This is a genomic window from Pseudomonas sp. 1L-B-1-E-C1 (assembly GCF_057291835.1).
On record NZ_JBXAWN010000005.1, the window covers coordinates 40,602 to 58,553 of the forward strand.

19 protein-coding genes are annotated in these 17,952 nt (G+C 59.6%); 5 read left to right on the forward strand and 14 right to left on the reverse strand.

From position 1 onward, the window contains the following. Nucleotides 1-113: 113 nt before the first annotated feature. The 4 genes from AC0Z4S_RS10230 to AC0Z4S_RS10245 form a co-directional block, all read right to left on the reverse strand. On the reverse strand, nucleotides 114-1,046 hold the full coding sequence (locus AC0Z4S_RS10230; protein WP_253500152.1) for a D-2-hydroxyacid dehydrogenase: 933 nt from the start codon (nucleotides 1,044-1,046) through the stop codon (nucleotides 114-116). 105 nt (nucleotides 1,047-1,151) lie between these two features. Then, complete coding sequence (locus tag AC0Z4S_RS10235) at nucleotides 1,152-1,445, reverse strand: YcgL domain-containing protein (protein WP_253500149.1); 294 nt, start codon at nucleotides 1,443-1,445, stop codon at nucleotides 1,152-1,154. After that, nucleotides 1,442-2,575: a ribonuclease D gene (rnd, locus tag AC0Z4S_RS10240; RefSeq protein WP_253500146.1), complete on the reverse strand. Its 1,134-nt coding sequence runs from the start codon at nucleotides 2,573-2,575 to the stop codon at nucleotides 1,442-1,444. The genes AC0Z4S_RS10235 and rnd overlap by 4 nt, the downstream gene beginning before the upstream one ends. Before the next feature lie 163 nt (nucleotides 2,576-2,738). Further along, the gene (locus AC0Z4S_RS10245; protein WP_485622892.1) at nucleotides 2,739-4,388 is read right to left on the reverse strand and encodes a phosphoethanolamine transferase; all 1,650 of its coding nucleotides are present in this window, start codon (nucleotides 4,386-4,388) and stop codon (nucleotides 2,739-2,741) included. A gap of 403 nt (nucleotides 4,389-4,791) precedes the next feature. Between AC0Z4S_RS10245 and AC0Z4S_RS10250 the strand changes: the two genes are divergently transcribed. Next, nucleotides 4,792-5,964 carry a cyanate transporter gene (locus AC0Z4S_RS10250; protein ID WP_485622893.1) on the forward strand — a complete coding sequence of 391 codons (1,173 nt, stop codon included), beginning with the start codon at nucleotides 4,792-4,794 and terminating at the stop codon, nucleotides 5,962-5,964. A gap of 176 nt (nucleotides 5,965-6,140) precedes the next feature. Beyond that, nucleotides 6,141-7,076, forward strand: coding sequence for a LysR family transcriptional regulator (locus AC0Z4S_RS10255; protein WP_253500137.1), 936 nt, complete (start codon nucleotides 6,141-6,143; stop codon nucleotides 7,074-7,076). 3 nt (nucleotides 7,077-7,079) lie between these two features. Here AC0Z4S_RS10255 and AC0Z4S_RS10260 read toward each other — a convergent pair whose 3' ends face one another. The 6 genes from AC0Z4S_RS10260 to AC0Z4S_RS10285 all read right to left on the reverse strand — a co-directional run bounded on the left by AC0Z4S_RS10260 (nucleotide 7,080) and on the right by AC0Z4S_RS10285 (nucleotide 12,762). Next, on the reverse strand, nucleotides 7,080-7,445 hold the full coding sequence (locus AC0Z4S_RS10260) for a 5-carboxymethyl-2-hydroxymuconate Delta-isomerase (RefSeq protein WP_485622895.1): 366 nt from the start codon (nucleotides 7,443-7,445) through the stop codon (nucleotides 7,080-7,082). 153 nt (nucleotides 7,446-7,598) lie between these two features. Then, complete coding sequence (locus tag AC0Z4S_RS10265; protein WP_485622896.1) at nucleotides 7,599-8,528, reverse strand: LysR substrate-binding domain-containing protein; 930 nt, start codon at nucleotides 8,526-8,528, stop codon at nucleotides 7,599-7,601. A gap of 78 nt (nucleotides 8,529-8,606) precedes the next feature. Then, the gene (locus AC0Z4S_RS10270; protein WP_485622897.1) at nucleotides 8,607-10,703 is read right to left on the reverse strand and encodes a DUF6311 domain-containing protein; all 2,097 of its coding nucleotides are present in this window, start codon (nucleotides 10,701-10,703) and stop codon (nucleotides 8,607-8,609) included. Then, complete coding sequence (locus AC0Z4S_RS10275) at nucleotides 10,700-11,086, reverse strand: GtrA family protein (protein ID WP_253500131.1); 387 nt, start codon at nucleotides 11,084-11,086, stop codon at nucleotides 10,700-10,702. The genes AC0Z4S_RS10270 and AC0Z4S_RS10275 overlap by 4 nt, the downstream gene beginning before the upstream one ends. Further along, nucleotides 11,083-11,793 carry a class I SAM-dependent methyltransferase gene (locus AC0Z4S_RS10280; RefSeq protein ID WP_485622898.1) on the reverse strand — a complete coding sequence of 237 codons (711 nt, stop codon included), beginning with the start codon at nucleotides 11,791-11,793 and terminating at the stop codon, nucleotides 11,083-11,085. The genes AC0Z4S_RS10275 and AC0Z4S_RS10280 overlap by 4 nt, the downstream gene beginning before the upstream one ends. Nucleotides 11,794-11,796: 3 nt before the next feature. Next, the gene (locus tag AC0Z4S_RS10285) at nucleotides 11,797-12,762 is read right to left on the reverse strand and encodes a glycosyltransferase family 2 protein (RefSeq protein WP_471879177.1); all 966 of its coding nucleotides are present in this window, start codon (nucleotides 12,760-12,762) and stop codon (nucleotides 11,797-11,799) included. A 273-nt stretch (nucleotides 12,763-13,035) separates the two neighbouring features. On the opposite strand from AC0Z4S_RS10285, the gene AC0Z4S_RS10290 reads away from it, so the two are divergent. Together AC0Z4S_RS10290 and AC0Z4S_RS10295 are read left to right on the forward strand one after the other, a co-directional pair. Then, the gene (locus AC0Z4S_RS10290; RefSeq protein WP_253500124.1) at nucleotides 13,036-13,227 is read left to right on the forward strand and encodes a YegP family protein; all 192 of its coding nucleotides are present in this window, start codon (nucleotides 13,036-13,038) and stop codon (nucleotides 13,225-13,227) included. 161 nt (nucleotides 13,228-13,388) lie between these two features. Further along, nucleotides 13,389-13,910 (forward strand): DUF4142 domain-containing protein, encoded by a 522-nt coding sequence (locus AC0Z4S_RS10295; protein ID WP_485622899.1) that lies wholly within the window; start codon nucleotides 13,389-13,391, stop codon nucleotides 13,908-13,910. A 16-nt stretch (nucleotides 13,911-13,926) separates the two neighbouring features. Here the strand turns inward: AC0Z4S_RS10295 and AC0Z4S_RS10300 are convergent, their stop codons facing one another. Beyond that, entirely contained in the window at nucleotides 13,927-14,904 is a 978-nt protein-coding gene (locus tag AC0Z4S_RS10300) for an SDR family oxidoreductase (protein WP_485622900.1), read from the reverse strand. A gap of 19 nt (nucleotides 14,905-14,923) precedes the next feature. Next, nucleotides 14,924-15,154: a hypothetical protein gene (locus AC0Z4S_RS10305; protein WP_485622901.1), complete on the reverse strand. Its 231-nt coding sequence runs from the start codon at nucleotides 15,152-15,154 to the stop codon at nucleotides 14,924-14,926. A 118-nt stretch (nucleotides 15,155-15,272) separates the two neighbouring features. Between AC0Z4S_RS10305 and AC0Z4S_RS10310 the strand changes: the two genes are divergently transcribed. Then, nucleotides 15,273-16,262 (forward strand): ribonuclease Z, encoded by a 990-nt coding sequence (locus tag AC0Z4S_RS10310; RefSeq protein WP_485622902.1) that lies wholly within the window; start codon nucleotides 15,273-15,275, stop codon nucleotides 16,260-16,262. Between the two features lie 48 nt (nucleotides 16,263-16,310). Here the strand turns inward: AC0Z4S_RS10310 and AC0Z4S_RS10315 are convergent, their stop codons facing one another. Both AC0Z4S_RS10315 and AC0Z4S_RS10320 read right to left on the reverse strand, forming a co-directional pair. After that, nucleotides 16,311-16,820, reverse strand: a complete 510-nt coding sequence (locus tag AC0Z4S_RS10315) for a ferritin-like domain-containing protein (RefSeq protein WP_485622903.1) — start codon at nucleotides 16,818-16,820, stop codon at nucleotides 16,311-16,313. Between the two features lie 77 nt (nucleotides 16,821-16,897). Next, on the reverse strand, nucleotides 16,898-17,782 hold the full coding sequence (locus AC0Z4S_RS10320; protein ID WP_471879170.1) for a manganese catalase family protein: 885 nt from the start codon (nucleotides 17,780-17,782) through the stop codon (nucleotides 16,898-16,900). Nucleotides 17,783-17,952 lie beyond the last annotated feature (170 nt).

Consider the following 17,952-nt stretch of genomic DNA (forward strand, 5'->3'; position numbering starts at 1 on the left):
GGCGATTTCACCCTCTCTCTGAAAAGCAAAAGATCGCAGCCTTCGGCAGCTCCTACATCTGGAATGCACTCCCCTGTAGGAGCTGCCGAAGGCTGCGATCTTTTGATGACACCTCAATATCCGCGGGTGAAATCCACTTCCCCGCGCAACGCTTCACCCGCCTCGTACGCCTTCAGGTTCTGCACAAACAAATCCACCATCAGCACCGGCGATGTCGGTGCCGAGCTGTGCCCGGTCAGCAGCAAGCCCCACGCGGTCCAGAACGGGTGACGTTGCGGCAATGGCTCCTGACGGCAAACGTCGATCACCGCGCCGGCCAGGTGCCCTTCTTTCAAGGCCTCGACCAGATCGGCATCGACCACCGCAACCCCGCGTCCGGCGTTGATGAACAAACCGGTCGGCTTGAATTGCTTGAACAGCGCCGCGTCGTAGATATCGTGGGTGTGTTCGGTGTTCGGCAGCAGATTGACCACGTAATCCACCTCACCGACTAACCGTGGCAGATCGGCCAGCGCACCAACTTCGACAAACGGCGCCTGTTCGCGGGCGCTGCTGGCGATGCCGTATAACTCGACGCCGAACGGCAGCAGAAACTGCGCGACACTCTGGCCGATGTCACCGGTGCCGACGATCAGCACCTTGCGCCCGACCAGACTCTGGCCGCTGCGGTTGTCCCACTTACGCTCGACCTGGCTGACCAGCCGCGCCAACACTTCGCGCTCGTGGCCGAGGATGTAGGTGAGCACATATTCGGCCATGACCTGACCGAAAATCCCCACCGCGCGGGTCAGGCGATAATCGCGGCGCAGGCCATCGGCGAGCAGTGGCGTGATGCCGGCCCAGGTCGATTGCAGCCATTGCGGTTGATGCCCCTGACGCAACAGGGTCGCCAGCAGATCCGGCTGGCCCAGCCACACCGGGCAATCAGCGGCCTGACGGGCCAGTTCGGCGGAGTCGCCGCTGGTCAGGACTTCCAGTTCGGGCAGCGCCTGACGCAGCAGTCGGGCGTATATCGCGTGGTCGTGTTCGGCAATCAGAACGCGCATCTTCAAACCTTTCGCAAACCGTGCAGACGGCCGCCGGGTTCGGTCCGGCCATCGCGGTAAAAACAGTTCCAGGGTTAACCGAGGCCCAGGACAGGGCCTCGCGGGTCAGACCGGGTCGTTGCGTCGCAGCAACTCTTCGGGCAAGTGCTCGATGTACTCGTCCTCGGCCGGTGGCATCTGCAGGTGATAGCCCTGCTTGTCGAGGTTTTCCAGGACCACGGTGATGTCTTCGCTGGCCAGTTTGCGCTCAGGCGACAGCACCAGATCGAAGGAATGTTTCGGCTTGCCGAACGCCAGCATCAGCGCTTCCGGCACGCGCTCCAGCGCATCGCTCTTGAGCACATAGAGATACATGCCGCTGCGCTTGGAGCTTTGGTAGATGGAACAAATACGTTTCAAGGCTGTTCTCCGGCGGTGGTCAGGCTGTCGAGCAGCTTCTGGCCGAGCAATTCGCGGCGCCAGCCACGCAACGAATCGGGCAATTGGTAAGGCCCCTCGGGGTAGCCGCTTTTGACCAGGGCTTCGAGGGTTTTCTTGCGCAGCATCAGTTCCGGGGCAATTCCGAGGCGTTCGGCCTCGGCCTGACCCAAAGCGCGCAGTTGTTTGATCAACGCAGCGGCTTCGATCGGCAAAGGCTCCGGCACCGCCGGCGGCCATTGATCAGGCCCCACACTGCCAGAGCGCTTGATCAGATCAAGCAGAAACTGACCGTCCTGACGCACGGTACGCGGGTGCATGTCTTCGATCTTGCCCAGCGCCGCGAGGTTATCCGGCTGCGTGCGGGCCAAGGGCCACAGCGAGTGTTCCCGGACGATACGGTTGCGCGGCAAGTCGCGGGCGCGGGCTTCTTTTTCGCGCCAGGCGCACAGTTCACGCAGCACGGCGAGTTGCGCACGGGACAGCTTCCAAGCCAGTTTCGCTTCGCGATAGACCTCGTACGGATCGGTTTCGCGGCGCAGATTGGCGACCAGTTCGGCGCCATCCTCCAGGACCCAGGCGAACTTGTCGTCCGACAGCCTGGGCCGCAATTCGACGAACACCTCGGCCAGATGCACGGCATCTTCGGCGGCATAGCTGATCTGGGTTTCGGACAGCGGACGCTGCAACCAGTCGGAGCGGGTCTCACCCTTGGGCAGGTCGATGCCGAGCACCTCCTGCACCAATCGCGAATAGCCCATCGAGAAGCCGAGGTTCAGGTAGGCGGCGGCCAGTTGCGTGTCGAACAGCGGCGCCGGCAGGCTGCCGGTCAGGCGCAGCAGCACTTCAAGATCTTCGCTGCAGGCGTGCAGGACTTTCAATACCGCCGGGTTTTCCAGCAATGCGGCCAGCGGTTGCCAGGCGTTGATGGTCAGCGGATCGATCAGGTAGGCGCGTTTGCCGTCGCCAATCTGCAACAGGCCGGCAATCGGGTAGAAGGTGTCGACCCGCATGAATTCGGTGTCGAGGGCAACGAACGGCAGTTGCTGCCACTCGGCGCAAAACTGCGCGAGGCTTTCGTTGTCGCGAATCCAGTGAATATCGATAGCCACACGGCTCTCCCTTGAAGAATGGCGCGCAGTATATATCGCCACCGGCGATTTACGCGCCTGTGAAGGGCAAGAGCTGTAAGGAAATGTCTTGCCTGTCAGCAAGAATAGTCTGACAGCAGAAACAGAAAGGCCCGTCGCATCGACGCGACGGGCCGCAAACGCCTCACTGCTTGGCCAACACGCCATCGATCACCGCGCCGCGACAGCCGGCAAACATGTCCAGCGCCGGCTGATAGACGCTGCTGCGCACTTCGAGCAGGCCGAGCATCGAGTGAAACAGGTTGTCCTGACTCAGCGGCTTGTCACGGCTCATTTGCAGGCAGTGCGTGTCGACCGAATAGGCTTTCTGGTAGCTGTCGGAGAACCACGCCAGCATCGCTACATGCTTCTGCTGCTCGGGCGCCAGCATGTAAGGCGTACCATGCAGAAACAGGTTGTACTCGCCCAGCGATTCACCGTGGTCCGACAGATAGAGCATGGCGGTGTCGACTTTGTCCTGATTATTGCGCAGCACATCGATCAGGCTCGCCAACACATGGTCGGTGTACACTAGCGTGTTGTCGTAGCCATTGACGATACTTTCCCGGCTGCAATTGTTCAGCGCGTTACTTTCACAGACCGGGGTGAAGTGTTCGTATTCCTTGGGGTAACGCTTGAAGTAATCCGGGCCATGACTGCCCATCTGATGCAGAACCAGCACGGTGTCTTTATCCAGATGATCGATGAAACCTTGCAGACCTTGCAGGAGGATTTCATCGCGGCATTCGCTGTTGGCGCACAGTGCCGGATCCTGCAACTTGCTGACATCCTGCACCGTGACGCGATCGCAAGTGCCTTTGCAGCCGGACTGGTTATCGCGCCAGATCACGTCGATGCCAGCGCGCTTGAGTACATCGAGCAAGCCTTCTTCGTTCCTGGCCTTGCTGGCGTTGTAATCCTTGCGACCCATGTTGGAGAACATGCACGGCACCGAGACCGCCGTTTCCGTGCCGCAGGAATGCACATCGGTGAAGGCGATCAAGCCTGCTTCCTTCTCGAGTTGCGGCGTGGTGTCGCGGTCGTATCCGAGAATGCCGAAGTTCTGCGCCCGCGCACTTTCCCCGACCACCAGCACGGTCAGCGACTTACGTGGCTGCAACTGCAAGTCGGGATTGCGCCGGGCATCCTCGCCGATCCTGATGAAAGGCTGCTGCGCCGAGACGACTTGTTCCTGCAGGTAGCCGAGGGATGCGCCGATGTAATTGCTCGGCACCAGCATCAGGCGAATTTCGTGGTGATTGCGAAACAGTGAAGACAAGCCTTGATAGTTGGCCAGTGCCACACCACCAATCACCGCCGCAGAGGCGACACTGACAATAACTTTACTGAACAACTCACGGTGCCAGCGCCGATAACTTACCGGCACTTTCCACAACAACAAACACGGCACAATACCCAGCAAGACAATATAGGCAAACAACTTCAGCGAGAGTAGATCACGCACTTCCGTCATGTTGGTTTCAGCGAAGTTGCGAAACATGCCTGCATCCATCATGACGCCATATTGACTCATGAAATAAGCCACGCCAGCGCTGATCAAAAACAACAAGGTCAATAGCGGTTTAAGCAGCGGCCGGAACGCGAACAACGTCAGCACAATATTGAACGCGGCAAAGACCATCACGCCGAACGCCACGCGCATGGCGATCCCCCTGCCATCGGCGGCAGTGATCTCGAACAAGTGTTGCCACAGCACCAGATTGAAACCGATCAACAAAAAGGCGCTGGCAAACAACGTCACCCATTCCGGGCGCACGGCTTTTAGCTTCAACATGATGAATGACTGTTCCTGAAAGAAGAACCTCGTCAATTGTGAAAATTCCATTCACCGAGGCATGACAAACTTTAGGCAGCCATGGATCAATTTTTCGTGAAAAAGATGCTAATGAATAGTTGCTTCGAAGTACTCACGTGAAACTTTGCGAGTATTTGAGAATGGTTCAGGTTTTATTCAGTTTCAGGTCTTTCACATTTTCCTCTGTGGGAGCGAGCCTGCTCGCGAAAGCGGAGTGTCAGCAAATGATTGTTTATCTGAAAGAAAGCATTCGCGAGCAGGCTCGCTCCCACAGGGGAACCTCGGTGTTATCGAGTTTCTAGGTCTGGACAGGGATTTTCTGATTTGCCGATCCGAGCGACGCCACGCCTAATCACCAGCCCCTGCAATTGAAGGCCTGCTGATGAATCACACCCGCCCCGCTGTCTGGCTGATGCTCGCAATCGTCCTCGTCGCGCTCAATCTTCGTCCTTCAATGGCAGCGATCGGGCCGTTGCTTTCGGCGATACGTGGCGACATCCCGCTGAGTTTCAGCCTCGCCTCTTTGCTGACCATGCTGCCGGTGATGGCCATGGGTCTGGCGATGTTGTTCGGCCTGAGTATCAGCCAGCGCCTGGGCGAACAGCGCACGGTGCTGCTGTCGTTGCTGATCATCGGTGTGGCGACCTTATCGCGGCTGTTTATCCATTCGGCGGCCGAATTGATCGTCAGTGCAATATTGGCCGGCCTTGGCATCGCGTTGATCCAGGCGTTGATGCCGGCGCTGATCAAATCGCGCTTTGCTGACAACGTGGCGTTGTGCATGGGCGTCTACGTGACGTCGATCATGGCCGGCGCCGCGATTGCCGCATCGTTCGCGCCGCTGGTGATGATCCAGACGGGGAGTTGGCGCGCGGCGCTGGCCATTTGGGCCGGGCTGGCGTTGCTTGCATTGCTGGTCTGGTGTTTACAGCCCGCGCATGCCACATCAAGGGCGAGCAAGAGGGAGTCCTTCATCACGCGCCGTCGCGCCTGGTTGCTGGCGATTTTCTTTGGCCTCGGGACCGCGTCCTACACCTGTGTCCTCGCTTGGCTCGCCCCGTACTACGTGGAAAAAGGCTGGAGCGAACAACACGCCGGGCTGCTGTTGGGTTTTCTTACAGCGATGGAGGTCATTTCCGGGCTGGCAGTGCCGGCTATCGCCAATCGCAGCCGTGATCGACGCCGGATATTGGCGGCTCTGCTGTTACTGGTCATCGGCGGTTTCTGCGGGCTGATTCTCGCCCCGGCGTATCTGGCCCTGCTGTGGCCGTGTCTGTTGGGGCTGGGCATCGGTGACCTGTTTCCGATGAGCCTGATCGTCGCATTGGATCATTGCGATGACCCGCAGCGCGCCGGTGGCCTCACCGCGTTTGTACAGGGGATCGGTTATCTGATCGCAGGCCTCTCGCCGCTGTTGGCAGGGATGATTCGCGATCGACTGGGTAGCTTCGAAGGCGCGTGGTGGGCGTTGACTGCGGTGATGGCGGTCATGCTGCTGATGGTTACGCGCTTCGATCCGCGGCAATACGCACGTTACTTGCCTCGCCCGGTCTAGAGGCCTCTGGCCAGCTTTTCGCCGCCAGGCAGCCAACGTCGTGTTGCTAAAAGTTTCTGTCCCACATGTGTCTGTGAAATGTCCTACGAGGGTTTCTCCTGGCACCATCGTTCCGTTAGGATCGTACGCACACGTTTGCGCGAATTTCGGCGCAAGGGCACAGCGAGACGGAACTCATGCTGAACAGTAATTTGCTTCGCAAGCTCGACATGCAGGATTTGATGGTATTTGTCGCCGTGTACGAGCAGAGCAGCGTCACCGATGTTTCGGAAACCCTGTTCGTCAGCCAGTCCACCGTCAGTTATTGCCTGAAGAAACTGCGCACCAGTTTCGAGGACGAGTTGTTCATCAACACCCGCACCGGAATGCGCCCGACGTACAAGGCCTGCAGCATGTACGGCCATGTGCAGAAGATCCTCGAAAGCATCAACCTCTGCCACGCTGGTGCCCCGGCCTTCGACCCGAGCCGGCAGGCGGTGACCTTCAACATCTGCGCCCCGGAGTATTTCGAGCAGTTGATCCTGCCGCGTCTGTTGAAGCGCTTTGACTTCGACGACCTGCCGGTGATGGTCAACATGCACAAGTTCGAAACGGACGTGCCCGCCGAGGAGTTACGCGATGGCAGTCTTGATCTGGTCATCAGTTTCGGCCCGCATTTTCACCGCCAGCATGCCGATCTGAAGTCGCGAATGTTGCTGGAGGACGATCTGGTCTGCGTCTTCGACAAACGTGCCACGCCACTGGAGCCGCGCCTGAGTCTGCAAGCGTTTACCGAGCGTCGGCACGTGTTCCCGACGCCATGGACTTCAAGCACCAACATGGTCGATGGCTGGCTGGCGCGGCAGGCGCAGAAACGTCAGATCGTTGCGCGTTCGAATAGCTACAGCGCCGCGTTGAAGATGATCACCGGCACTGACTTTATCCTTACCCTGCCCCGGCGTATTCAGCGTCTGCTGACCAATGATGCAGTGTTCAATCATTGCGAGGCGCCGAACGGATTGCCGGGCTTCACCCTCGACATGCAGTGGAGCCAGGGCGCCGATCAGGACAGCGCCAACGTCTGGCTGCGCGAGCAGGTGATTCAGGTGTGCAGCGAGTTGGAAAGTGTCTGAAACTCAGACGCCAATCGCCGCTTTGCTGTAGGACTCGCGATCGATGTCGAGCAGTTCGACACACAGTTGCACTTCGAGCCCGACCGGCCATTCGCAGAGTTCCTGCAACACCGCCAGCAAGCTTTGCGACAGCTGCTTTTTGATCTCCGCCGAGCGCCCGCTAAGCAGTGCCAGCTTCACATGAACGAAGGCGCGCTCGCCGAGAGCCGTGCCGACCTTGAAGTTCTCAACCTTGATCGCGCGGCTCTTGATATCGAACTCCGCGCCGAACTGGCCGGAACCGACCAGGGTGTTGTTGAGCCGGATCAGCGCGAGATCGGCGTTCAACTGCGTCAGGTTGGCGGTGTATTCCATGTGCAGGTGTGGCATGGCGGATCTCCAGTCGGTGGGTGCGGGGGCGTACGTATAACACATGCGGCTGAGCGGACCTTCTGTAGGAGCTGTCGAGTGAAACGAGGCTGCGAGCTTTTGATTTTGTCTTTTGCAAAATCAAGATCAAAAGATCGCATCCTTCGGCAGCTCCTACAAGGAATCGTGGTGCTCAGTTGGCCGTTCGCTCATGAACGCTTCCAGCCGCGAGCGCAGCCAGCGTTCGGCCGGGTCGCTGTCGACGTGGCTGAGCCAGACCATCGACAGGTCCAGGGTCGGCGTCTTGAACGGAAACGGTTCCTTGAACAGCGCCCCGGATGCCGCCATCGCCGCTGCGGTGTAATCCGGCAGACTCGCGATCAGATCGGTACCGGCCAGCAGCGCCGGCAGTGCGCTGTACTGCGGCACCGACAACACCACCTGCCGCGTGCGACCGAGTTCCGCCAGCCATTCATCGGCGTAGCCACTGACATTGGCCGTGTGCGACACCAGCACATGCGGACGAGCGCAGTATTCGTCGAGGGTCAGCGGCGTATCGGAAGCATCGGCGCGCAGGATGCTCGGCTGGATGTGCCGCAGCAGTTTGCGTTTGGCGTTGGCCGGCAGGCCACGGGTCTGGCTGATGCCGACGGTGATATCGCCGGCAGCGAGCAGGTCGGGAATGCGCCAGTAATCGACATGCTGAACGACGAACACCACGTTCGGTGCCTCTTGGCGCAGCGCGCGCAACAGCGGCGGCAGCAGGCCGAATTCAACATCATCGGACAGGCCTATGCGAAAGGTCATGGTGCTGGTGGCGGGGTCGAAGTCGCGGGTCAGGCTCAGCGCCGCCGACAGTGAATCCAGCGCCGGTTTGAGATGGCGGTAAATATCTTCGGCACGGGCCGTCGGTTCCATGCGATGGCCGACGCGGATGAACAGCGGATCGTTGAGCATCGTGCGCAAACGGTTGAGCGCCGAGCTGATGGTCGGCTGGCCAAGGAACAATTTTTCCGCCGCGCGGGTCACGTTGCGTTCGAGCATCAGGGTCTCGAACACCACCATGAGGTTGATGTCGGCCTTGCGTAGTTCATTGCGGTTCATCCATTGCCCCCCCTGCTCCCCGGAATAGCGGCAGTGTAGAAAGGCCTTGGGCTTTGCGTCCATCAACCTTTGCGCGGTTTACCGCACGGTCAGGGATTTGATGCCCAGGCCCATGACGCGTGGATCATCACTCACGCCCAGGCTGCGCGGGCTGGTGGCGTCCGGCAAATGCAGTTGAAGTCGTACCGTGTCATCCTTCGACAAGGTTTGCCTGAGCGCTTCGTTCAACGGGATTTCCAGCGAGTTGCCTTGAAAGGTTGTCAGCCGAGCAGACAAAACCTCAACACCGTTGAGCCTGACGATGACCCGCTGAGCGTGCGTTGGCGGCATGACGAAAGCCAACGCGTCGATCACAACCGATTTCGCTTGCGGTGGCAGGCGTAGCACAAGTTCGGCGTCCTGGCCCTCGCTCCATGTGCCCCACGCTTCAGGCGCGCCCCAACCCTTGACCAGTTGGCGACTCTTGCGATCGAACGTGTGGATCTCTCCGGGCCGACTCAGCGCAATCGATGCCAGCGAGCGCCCCTCGTCGACCATCGGCAGACATTGCGCACAGCGCTTCCAGCCCGGTGCGAGGACGACGAAATCATCGACCCGGGTCAGCAGATCACTATCGCTATGGACGCTTTTGACCGCCAGAGCCAGCGCGTCATCGTCGAGGATGTACAGCGAATCAGCTTCGTACTCACCGGTTTGCAGCCGATGCCTGGCCTCGCGCTGCACCTTGTCGAGCGCTGAAATGCTCATGCGGCCCATGTACACCGCATCGGTTTGCAACCCATGCGTGCTGGCGAAATCAGCGATGGCTTGCCAGCGCTCAGACTGGTTTTGCGGCGGCCATCCGCGAACTTTTTTGTAATGAGCAGCCGCGCTGTCCCAGAACGGATCGTGCATGGGACTGGCCCATACCGAAGCGGGCGTTACCATCCTCGCCGCGCGCAGTCCCGCCCAGCCGTTACGCGTATCGACCACCTGCACGACCAGCGCCAGGGTCAATAATCCCAAGGCAATCGACGCGCGATAGCCACGCACAACCAGATACACGAGGAGCAACTCGAGCGCATAAAAAACCGGCCAGAACAGACGCCCTGAAGCGCGAAAAATACTCGCCAGTCGCTCGACGAATGACGGCAGCGGATAACTGAAAGTCTGCGTGCCGACACCAATGTGATGGGACAAGGCGAACAGGGTCAGACCAATCAGCGCCAACACCAGCCATGCATGTTTGCCCAGCGCCGCCCTTATCGAACGCCTGCTGCGCAACCCCGCCACTGCGGCCATCGGCAACAGCAACAGAACGCCGAGGCCGAAATAATTGAAGCCCTCGTAATCGCCGCCGGCCATGCGGATATCCGGCAACACCTGCGACCAGCCATCCGAATCGAAGGGCGCCAGCAGATTCATGCGGTAAAACCCGAAACCTCCGCTGCCGGTACCGTCAGCAATGCTGAAGTAGCCGGCCTGCCAGCAACACGCGCTGACCAGTGCGAACAGGCCGACGAACTCGATCAGCCCCTGACGACGGGTCAACCGGGCGAGCATGACTTTGCCGAACAAATCAGCAACCCAGATCAACGCCACCATCACCAGCAGATACGCATGCACCAGCGCTGTCGCCGCCAGCAGGCTGCCCCAGGCGATTCGTCGTCGTTGCAACGCTGGATGCAGCGCCAGATAAAGTGCGGCCAAAACCAGAAAATGCCCGGCCAGGGACAGATGTCCTCCGGCGCGAACGAACATCGGCGGGGAAAATATCAGTAACCCCGTAGCCAGTAGCCGGATGACAACGTTATTCGTCACCAGGCCGAGCAGTTTCCAGCCAAACCAGGCTTGCAGAACGAAACACGTCAGCAGCCACAGGCCAAAATACTGGAACGTCTCCGGTAGCCAGGCGTTGAACGGTTTGAACAGCAATGCCAACAGCGGATTGGAGTCGGAAAAAATGATCGCGCTGCCCAGTTCAATGCCATAGGACGGGTTGAGCCCCAAGGGAAAAGTCCACGGCGACTGGCGGAAGAATACCCAGCCCAGATAATGCGTCGCCGGATCGCCATCGCTGAGCCAGGCGATGTTCCGTGGGTCGAGCGCACGCGGGCCGATGACCATGAAAAACGCCAGCGCACCGAACAGCAAGGGCAGGACTGCCAGCGCCGAAGATCTGTTCCAGGCCTTCATCGATACGTCCAGAAATTGTGCAAAACGAAGGTGAACGCTGGAATCGTCAAGGCCACTGCGCCTATCCCGAACAGATAATTCAACCCGGCCATCTGCGCAGCCCAGGCAACCAGCATCGCCAGCAGAAAACCGCCCGCCGACACCGTCAGAAAGCGCAGCAATGTGCGCCCATGCAAACGGGCGGAAAAGCTCCACGTGGTATTGATCACATAAGACACCACGGTCGCCACGGCGAAGGCAAAACCATTGGCCAGCGGCGGCTCGGGCGCGATGAAGTGGATGAACATTACCGCCACCAGCGCGTGCAATGCAGTGACGAGCAGCCCGGTCAGGGCGAAGCGCAGACCACGGCGGATCAGCGCTGATCTGTCGCTGACGATCACGGTTTGCGCGCCAGCACGAAAACGCTCAAACCCGCCAGCCGGTTCATGCCCATCAGCGGCAACTCCAGTCGGCACAGGGTCTTGAGCACGGTGTTGACCAGCGGATGATGGCGCTTGAGCTGCGACTGTGGCGATACATCCCTGGAAGCCTGCGGCAACAAGCGCAACGCGGCTGCGATCGGGAACACCGCGCCGAAATAATAGGCGCCGCGTTGTACGGTCAATCCGGCATCGCGAGTCAGGGTTTCGAATTGCGCGAGGGTGTAGCGGCGCTTGTGTTCGAGAAAGTCGTCGTGGCCGCTCCAGAGAAATTGAAACGCCGGAACCGTCATCAGAAAGCGACTGCCCGAGGGCACTTTATCGACATAGCTCTTGAGCAGACCGAGGTCGTCATCGACATGCTCCAGCACGTCCATCAGCAACACCAGATCGGCCTCGATGTTGTCGATACCGCGCCGGTAATGCACCGGTTTGCCAGCGGTGGTGGCGCTTGAATCGGCAGGGTAACTGATGTCGACGCACCACGCCTCGCAGGCGCCGGTGTGAGTCAGCAAATGGTGCGAGAAGAAACCCGAGCCGGCGCCGACATCGAGTATTCGCCGGATCGGACTGTCACCCAGCAGACGACGGGTAGCGGCGGCTTTGGAGCAGTAGTACCAATGCTCGTCGATGCTGTCGCCGAGGATGTCGGTTTCCTTGAGATCCATCTGTCAGTCCTTGGGGTCGTAGACGCGACGCACCAGAAAAACCGGCCGGCGTTTCGATTCGATATAAGTGCGGCCGAGGTATTCGCCGAGCACGCCGATGCCAATCAGCTGCAGCCCGCCAAGAAAGGTCACGGCGACCATCAGCGATGCATAACCGGGCAAGTCGACGCCGTGGATCAGCGTGCGCAACACGATGAATATCGCGAACGCGAACGACACCAGCGAGACCGACGCCCCCAGGTACGTCCAGATTCGCAGTGGCTCGGTGCTGAAACTGGTGATGCCCTCCAGAGCGAAATTCCACAGCCGCCAGCCATTGAATTTGCTCTGCCCCGCCACGCGCTCGGGGCGCTCGTAATCGACGTGGGTGGTACGAAAACCGACCCAGGCAAACAGGCCTTTCATGAAGCGGCGCGACTCGGGCAGGGTCAACAAGGCATCGACCACGCAGCGATCCATCAGGCGGAAGTCGCCGACGTTTTCCGGTAAAGGCTGTTCGGCGATGCGATTGTGCAGGCGATAGAACCAGTGGGCCGAGGTCGATTTGGCCCAGGTGTCGCTGCGGCGGCTGACACGATGGCCGAGCACCACTTCGTAGCCTTCGCGCCAGCGCTCGATCATTTGCAGAATGACTTCAGGCGGATCCTGCAAATCGACGTCAATCGGCACCACGACCTGCCCGGATGCCATTTGCAGGCCGGCCGACAACGCCGCCTCCTTGCCGAAATTGCGACTCAGATCGACGATACGCAGACGCGCGTCTTGCCGCTGCCGTTCAAGCAAGCGCTCAAGCGTTGCATCGGTACTGCCGTCGTTGATGAACACCAGTTCAAGATCGATCAGCGCTTGCGCTTGAAAGACCTCGTCGATGCGCGAAAGAAAGCTGTCGAGGCTGTCGACCTCGTTGAAAACGGGGATCACCAGCGACAACGTCACCTGCCCGGCCTGTTGCGTTCCGTGCTCAGTCAAAGGAGTGCTCTTCTTATAGTTGGTCGGTCATCGAAAGTTCTTCGAGGCCATGAGCCGTCCCGTATTAAGCAGTAGCAGGCACGCGCGTGCAAGCAGGACACGGCGTCATTTCGGCCAATTCGCCAGTCAGTTGCGGCGCTCTGGCCAGCGTCTTTCAGAAACATCCGCGAACGATTGGAAACAAATCCCCGATAGCCAAAAAAACCGTCTGCGCTAGGCTTGCGTCGATGCGCCACACAGGCTGGCGTACATTGATCGCAGGGAGCGAACCGTATGTATTTCGAAATCTACCGACAAACCCGAGGCACCCCGAGCACTGGCAAAGGCCAATGGCGCTGGCGCCTGCGCGCGCGCAACCACGAGACCGTCGCCAGTGGCGAATCGTACGTGAACAAGGCCGATTGTCTGCACGTGATCAACCTCATCAAAGCGGTACAAGGCGAGACACCGGTCAAGGAAATCTGAGCCAGACCACGGCCCCTCTTCTTCCGGGAGAGGCGCGCCGTCGGTCGCCATCAAGCGCATTGGCTTGAATACTTGTCCGCGATGCTCATCAAAGGTGCATGTACCGCAATAATTGCTGCCATGCACCCGACCGCCCATTGATTCTGCGGAGGTTACGCACCATGAAATCACTTGCCGCAATCTGTCTTGCACTATTGGTCCTGAGCGTTCAGTCCGGCCACGCGGACACGCTTGATGCTTTTGTCGAGGAAGCGGCCCAGCAGAGCCTGTTCCAGAACAACAGCGCACACATCGCATTGGAAAAGGGCACCCTGCCCGAGGTCAAAGCGTTCGCCAGACAAATGATCGCCGACCATGAGCGTTTCGATAAGCAGCTCAGGCAACTGGGGCAAAGCCAGCGCATGGCGGTCCCCACAGAACCTTCGGTGGCATCGAAAGCCAAGCAACTGCGCCTTGAGTCTCGGGACGATGCCTTCGACCGCATCTACATCGATAGCCAGGCCGAAACCCTTGAGCAAAAGCTGATGCTGTTCAAGAAAGAAGCCATGTCATCGCAAGATCCGCAGCTCAAGGCCTTTGCCCAATCCGCGCTCCCGGGCATCGAGAAACAGGCAAAAACCGCCCGGGATCTGCAGGAAAAACTCAAGCCTTCGGCTGGCGCTTTGAAATCCGTCAACCCTTGAGCGAAGCGGGGAACAATCAGAACTGTAAAAGAACCACGCCCACCAGTACGGCAATTACCGCCGATATTGCCGTCACCTGAGTGGAGGTCAGCGCCAATGCCGCGTCCTTCGAACGGCCGACGAAGCGACCACGCGTCTGATGCAACCCCGGCTGCGGCTCGAACAGGTTGTCCGGATGCTCGTTATCTTCAGGCTCATTGGTCTGCTGACCGGTCCAGGCACTGCGCGCCAGCAAGCGGTCGAGCAATCCCGGCATGACGGACTGGCCGATGATCGCCTTGATCGTCGACCACCCCAGCCACAACTCTCGCGGCGGATGCTTGACCACGCTGAAAATCGCCCGCGCTGCCACGTCGGGGTCATGAATCGGCGGCACCGGTTGCGGGCGTCTGGGCAGTTTGTTGCGCGCCCAGTCGAACTGCGGCGTATTGATCGCCGGCAGTTGCACCATGCACACCCGGATGCGGCTGCGTTCATGCAGCAACTCGCAACGCAATGAATCGGTAAAACCGCGCACGGCGAATTTCGCCCCACAGTAAGCGGCCTGCAGCGGGATAGCGCGATAAGCCAATGCCGAGCCAACTTGAATAATCAGCCCCGTGTTGCGCGGGCGCATCAACGACAAGGCTGCCAACGTACCGTGGACGGTGCCCAGATAGGTCACCTGAGTGACGCGCTCGATCTCCGCCGCGGACAGTTGCTCTATAGGCGAAAGCACGGTGACCATAGCCGCATTGATCCAGACCGCCAGCGGCCCGAGTGTGGCTTCCAGTTGTTGGGCAGCCTCTTGCACGGCGAGCGCATCGGCGACGTCGACGCTGACGGTTTCAACCTGAACGCCATACGCTCGCAGTTCCTCTTGCGTAGCGGCAAGTCCCGCCGGATCCCGCGCCAGCAAGCCGATGCGGTAGCCGCCAGCAGCAAACCGATGGGCCACCGCGCGGCCAACGCCGGCACTGGCGCCGCTTATCACCACCAAAGGTTGCTCCTGCATGGATCGTCCTCTCTGACGCTCAATCAATCGGCCCGATGTTGATCATCAGGTCATCACTCAGACCTTGCACCTTGGCCTGCACATCCACCGGCGTCTCGCTGGAAAAGTGCACGACGTAGCCCATGCCGCTGCCGTCCTCTTCGATCGCACTGACCCACAATTCAACCTCGTAGGCATCAAGCCCCAAAGCCTGGCCGAACTGGCGGTTGCGGTGATCGGCATCGGTTTCGTCCATCGGATATTCGCTCATTGCTCAAACCTCCTCGGGATTTGCAGATTTATCATGTTCGGAGCGGTCATAAGATGGACGCCCATGGCGCAGCATCAGTTCGATTTCTTGTTGATCACAGCCGCAACGGAGAACCATCGTGGATTTGTTGTTTCTTGGCACCTCTGCCGGCGTGCCGACCCGCCAGCGCAATGTCAGCGCCACGGCATTGATCGCCTCTGCCGGCAAAGGCTGGTATCTGATCGATTGCGGTGAAGGCACCCAGCATCAGGTGCTGCGTACACCGCTGTCGCTGAGCGAATTGCGGGCGATTTTCATCACCCATGTCCACGCTGATCACTGCCTGGGCTTGCCGGGTCTGCTGGCGAGCACAGGCATGTCCGGACGCACGCGGCCGCTGGACATTATTCTGCCGACAGCGCTCCATCCCTGGCTGAGAATGAGCCTTGAGGTGACGCAATCGCATCTGCTATTTGAAATCAACCTGCACGCGGTGGAAACGCTCACCGAGTGGCGCAACGTTAACGTTCAGGTGCAGACCGTTGAGTTGTCCCACCGTGTGCCGTGTCATGGTTATGTATTTACCGAGTCCGACCCGGAACCGCGTCTGGACGTGCAGCGGCTGGATGCCGAGGGCATCGAGCGCGGCCCGCTATGGGGTCAGCTGGCCCATGGTCAGGACGTGGAGGTAGACGGTCGGATGCTGAATGCTCACGACTATCTGCTGAGCGCGCGCCCTGATCGACGCATCATTGTCTGCGGCGATAACGATCGGCCGGCACTGCTGGCCGAAGTGGCGCAATCGGCAGATGTGCTGGTGCATGAGGCGACATTTGTGCAGGCAGCGATCGACCGCGCTCGTGCCAGTTACGGCCACAGCAGCGCCGCTGCGGTCGCCGGTTTTGCCGAGTCTGCTGGCGTGCGCAATCTGGTGCTGACGCATTTCAGCGCGCGTTATCAGTCCAACCCGGCGCAGAGTCCGTCGATCGAAGATGTGCGTAGCGAAGCGGCGGCGCTGTATAACGGCCAACTGATTCTGGCGAGGGATCTGCAGCGCTACCACCTCGACCGCTTTGGTCATTTGCAGCCCGTAGCGATCGAGCGCAAACCGCTGCAGGTCGCGCCGTAATTCGATACCGCGTCCGCCCGGCTGGTGGGCGGACGCTGGCGGGGAGAGTTACTTCTTGGCTTCCTTGTCGGGATCCGCCGACCGTTCGAGAAACGCCTCGGTCAGTTGCGGCAAGTGCTTGAGCAGCCATTCGGACATGGCCACTTCCTGCGGCAGAATCTTTTCGCAGGCCTTCTGTGTCTGCGTGTCCCCCGCCGCTTTCGCCGCCGCAATCAGCACGGTATAGCTGGCGATTTCCATATTCTCGAAAACATAACCGGCCATGGCGCCCTTGATCACTTCGTCGCTCATCAAGGAGCCGCCGACCGCCTGACCGAACGCCATCAGCTTGCCGCCCAGGTCCTTGATCGTCGACGAATCACCGCCCAGACGTTGCAGGCATTCGTCGATGAGTTTCTGCTGGCCGAGGGTTTCTTCGATGTGCTGGTCGATGCGCGCCTTGAGCTGCGGGTAATGCTCCAGACGCTTGGATTGCGCCTTGAGCATCTGCTCGGCCTGTTGCTCCATGGCATGAGCATCACGCAGCCAGTCGAGCAGGTTTTCCTGTGGAGTAGCCATTGTCGAGTCCTCTTCTTGATGATTTCCCAGTGATCAACCGGGGCGCGCCGTCGCATGCCTGGCGCGCCCCACGTGCCTCACAACCCAGGTTTGGCTTGCACGCCAGAGCCCAGATCCGCCCCTGTGACCGGCTCGCTGTTGGGGTCGGACATGGTGCGCATCTTCATGTTCTCCAGCAGCGCTTCGTCGGCGCTGTCCAGTTGCACAGTGGCCAGACCATCGCCGCCGTCGACTGCTGGCGTCGGATCCTCGACAAACTCCCAATCGTCGCCCTGGTTCCACGGACCGCGCATGCTCTCGGTGCCTTGCGACATGTTGAAGTAGACGTTGGTGAACTCAGGCATGCCGGGCAGCTTGCCTTGCGGGAAGTTCGGCTGAATCGAGTGCAAGGCTTTTTCGAAGGACAACTGGTGCGCGATCTCGCGGGTCATCAGAAAGCCCAGCGCCTCTTTCACACCGGGATCATCAGTCACGTTCATCAAACGCTCATAGACGATCTTCGCCCGTGCTTCCGCAGCGATGTTGGAGCGCATGTCGGCGGTGGGTTCGCCGATGGTATCGACGTACGCCGCCGTCCATGGCACGCCGGCCGAGTTGGTCAGCGGCGAACCGGCGCCGTAGAGCAGGCTGGTGATGTGCGAGTCATTGCCGTTGCCATTGAGCGAGCGATACAGCTCGCCTTCCTGCTCGACGCCTTCGGCCATCCGGCCTTTTGCGCCTTTGTTGAGCATGACGATGATCGAGCCAATGATCTCCAGATGACTGAGTTCTTCAGTGGCGATGTCCATCAGCAGGTCTTTACGTCCCGGATCTTCCTCGGCCAGGGCTTGAGTGAAATAGCGCGAAGCCGCCGCCAGTTCACCTTGTGCACCGCCAAACTGCTCGAGCAACAGATTGGCCAGCCCCGGATTGGGCTCGGCAACACGAACGGTGTATTGAAGTCGCTTGTTATGTAGAAACATGACAAATCTCCTCAGTCGGATAAGCGTGGCAAGTCGTGGGTTAAAGCCTGCCTACCCTTTTGTGAAGCATTGTCTTTGCGGAAATTTCAAAAAATTTGAGGTAACAGGACAAATGGTTTGAACCGTGCGAGCAAGCGAAACGGCGACATGCCGCTGGTACGACGGGCACT

What these genes read in the sequence shown, in the direction of transcription:
- AC0Z4S_RS10230 (WP_253500152.1), bottom strand. Translation starts at nt 1,046, where the DNA reads ATGCGCGTTCTGATTGCCGAACACGACCACGCGATATACGCCCGACTG.
- AC0Z4S_RS10245 (WP_485622892.1), bottom strand. Translation starts at nt 4,388, where the DNA reads ATGTTGAAGCTAAAAGCCGTGCGCCCGGAATGGGTGACGTTGTTTGCC.
- AC0Z4S_RS10250 (WP_485622893.1), top strand. Translation starts at nt 4,792, where the DNA reads ATGAATCACACCCGCCCCGCTGTCTGGCTGATGCTCGCAATCGTCCTC.
- AC0Z4S_RS10255 (WP_253500137.1), top strand. Translation starts at nt 6,141, where the DNA reads ATGCTGAACAGTAATTTGCTTCGCAAGCTCGACATGCAGGATTTGATG.
- AC0Z4S_RS10260 (WP_485622895.1), bottom strand. Translation starts at nt 7,445, where the DNA reads ATGCCACACCTGCACATGGAATACACCGCCAACCTGACGCAGTTGAAC.
- AC0Z4S_RS10265 (WP_485622896.1), bottom strand. Translation starts at nt 8,528, where the DNA reads ATGAACCGCAATGAACTACGCAAGGCCGACATCAACCTCATGGTGGTG.
- AC0Z4S_RS10270 (WP_485622897.1), bottom strand. Translation starts at nt 10,703, where the DNA reads ATGAAGGCCTGGAACAGATCTTCGGCGCTGGCAGTCCTGCCCTTGCTG.
- AC0Z4S_RS10280 (WP_485622898.1), bottom strand. Translation starts at nt 11,793, where the DNA reads ATGGATCTCAAGGAAACCGACATCCTCGGCGACAGCATCGACGAGCAT.
- AC0Z4S_RS10290 (WP_253500124.1), top strand. Translation starts at nt 13,036, where the DNA reads ATGTATTTCGAAATCTACCGACAAACCCGAGGCACCCCGAGCACTGGC.
- AC0Z4S_RS10295 (WP_485622899.1), top strand. Translation starts at nt 13,389, where the DNA reads ATGAAATCACTTGCCGCAATCTGTCTTGCACTATTGGTCCTGAGCGTT.
- AC0Z4S_RS10300 (WP_485622900.1), bottom strand. Translation starts at nt 14,904, where the DNA reads ATGCAGGAGCAACCTTTGGTGGTGATAAGCGGCGCCAGTGCCGGCGTT.
- AC0Z4S_RS10305 (WP_485622901.1), bottom strand. Translation starts at nt 15,154, where the DNA reads ATGAGCGAATATCCGATGGACGAAACCGATGCCGATCACCGCAACCGC.
- AC0Z4S_RS10315 (WP_485622903.1), bottom strand. Translation starts at nt 16,820, where the DNA reads ATGGCTACTCCACAGGAAAACCTGCTCGACTGGCTGCGTGATGCTCAT.
- AC0Z4S_RS10320 (WP_471879170.1), bottom strand. Translation starts at nt 17,782, where the DNA reads ATGTTTCTACATAACAAGCGACTTCAATACACCGTTCGTGTTGCCGAG.